3 protein-coding genes are annotated in these 1,999 nt (G+C 61.1%); 1 reads left to right on the plus strand and 2 read right to left on the minus strand.

Features of this window, described 5'->3' with window-relative positions; all coding sequences use genetic code 11:
- A partial coding sequence (locus J0I64_RS15565) for a hypothetical protein (RefSeq protein ID WP_291409872.1) occupies positions 1-687 on the minus strand: 687 nt, incomplete at its 3' end.
- A gap of 38 nt (positions 688-725) precedes the next feature.
- Complete coding sequence (locus tag J0I64_RS15570; RefSeq protein WP_291409874.1) at positions 726-1,685, minus strand: extracellular solute-binding protein; 960 nt, start codon at positions 1,683-1,685, stop codon at positions 726-728.
- 159 nt (positions 1,686-1,844) lie between these two features.
- Here J0I64_RS15570 and J0I64_RS15575 point away from each other — a divergent pair.
- The coding region (locus tag J0I64_RS15575) for an ATP-binding cassette domain-containing protein (RefSeq protein ID WP_291409876.1) at positions 1,845-1,999 on the plus strand (155 nt) is incomplete at its 3' end.

Raw genomic sequence — 1,999 nt, forward strand, 5'->3', positions numbered from 1 at the left:
CGCCTCGATCTCGCTGACCGGCACATCCGGCAGATGCGCCCGGCAGGCCTTCAGCGATCGCGCCTCGAGTTCGGCCAATATTGCCGGGTCAGCCGTTTCCACGCCCGCCGGCTGGTGCCGCGTCCCCTGCCATGTGATCGAGGCTGCAAGCCTGTCGCAGGTTTCAATATCCCGCCCAAGCGCCAGAAAATACTGCCAGGTTTCCCGGCGCATGATGGCGGTCACATCATCCAGAGGCTTCAGCACCTGCAGCACATCGCTGCCATTGATGCGCAACCCGCTGTCGCCCACCGCCACGACTTCGAGCCGATCACCCACGATTATCGCCGCCATCACGGTACAGCCGCCGCGCTGCTTCCAGTCATTGGTCACCGCCTCGACGGCATCATTGGCGACATAGCCGTCAAAGATCGCCGCGCCGAGATAGTCGACGAAATGCTGCCCACCGGCAAACTGCAACGCGGGCTGGCTGGCATCACCCTGTGCCAGAAGGAATTTCTCGATCGCCCGCTTGACGGTGCGCGAGGCAAACTGCCCCGAGAGCATGCCGCCATAGCGGGTGCCGTTGCGGTCGGTTACCCCGTCGATGACGGCGTAACCGAGGTTAGGCATGATGACGAGGCTATCCTCATTGGCCTCTGGAGCGCCGAGTTTCTTGCCCAGCGAGTACGCTTCCAACTGCTTCATTTAGGACTATTGCCTCGTCATCTCTACTTGGTCGGACCTTATTCGCCGATCGCCGCACGCCACTGCGTCAGCACGGCTTCAGCGCCGCCCAACTCGCTCAGCGGCGTGATACTGATCACGTTGACGTCGCTGAGGTTCGGCGTACCCGGAGGGGCAGCAACGTCCGTGCGCACCGAACGGCGGCCGATATTGGTGGCCAGCAGTTCCTGGGTGGACTTGGACAGGGCCCAGTCGATAAAGGCCTTGCCGCCTTCCGGATTGGGTCCACCCTTCACGAGGCCCACACCATCCGGCGTTGCCACGGTGCCATCGCTCAGCAGCACCACGCCAACCGGCGCGCCGCCCTGCACATATTCCAGCGCATTGTCTTCGAGCGTCAGGCCCATCTGTGTTTCGCCATCCGCCACAAAACGCGGCACGGCGCCCGACGAGTCGGTGAACACGAAATTCTTGGCGATCTCGGCATACTTGTTCCAGCCGTCATCACCAAAGATCGTCAGCACGGCCTGCAGCTGCTGCATCGCCGAACCCGAACCATCCGCACGAGCCGAAGCAATCAGGCCCTGCCATTTCGGATCTGCCAGTTCCGCCCAGCTCTTCGGGGCTTCTTCGAGCGGCAGCAGATCGGTGTTCACGGCCAGCACATAGACGACGGCCGTATAGGGCGTCCAAGCCGCATTGGCGACGAACTGGGTGTCGATCTTGTCAAATTCAGGCGGCTGATAGGGTTCGAGAATATCGGCAAGCTCGGTCAGCTGGCTGCCCGAGATCGACCAGATCACGTCGGCGGCCGGAGCACCGGCTTCGGCGCGGGCGCGGCGGGCAATGTCGCCCGAACCAAGCTGCACCACTTCCGCCTTGAGACCGGTTTCGGATTCGAACACCGGCAGCAGCCGGTCGACGATCGACGACTTGTGGGCCGTGTAGATCACCACCGGCCCTTCCTGGGCCTGAAGAGCCGGGCTCAGGGCCGTGGTTGCCGCGAGAGCGAGCGCCATCCTCAAGAATGTTCGTTTTGCAACACGCATAGTTTCCTCCTGTCCTCCAATGATCAATTTATGATCGATTATGATCATGGATCGACAACGGACTTGTTGCAACACGAAAATCGTGTTTACTTTTTGACAAGGAACCGGCCAAGCCGGAGGAGGGCATACATGGCATATTTGACCGTTACCGACGGTGTGAAGCAGTTCACCAATTTCCGCGCACTCGATGGCGTGTCCATTTCGGTTGAACGTGGGGAGTTTTTTACGCTTCTGGGACCGTCAGGTTGCGGCAAGACCACGCTGCTCCGCGCCATCGCCGGATT

This window comes from Devosia sp. (assembly GCF_017307565.1).
Lineage (GTDB): Bacteria > Pseudomonadota > Alphaproteobacteria > Rhizobiales > Devosiaceae > Devosia.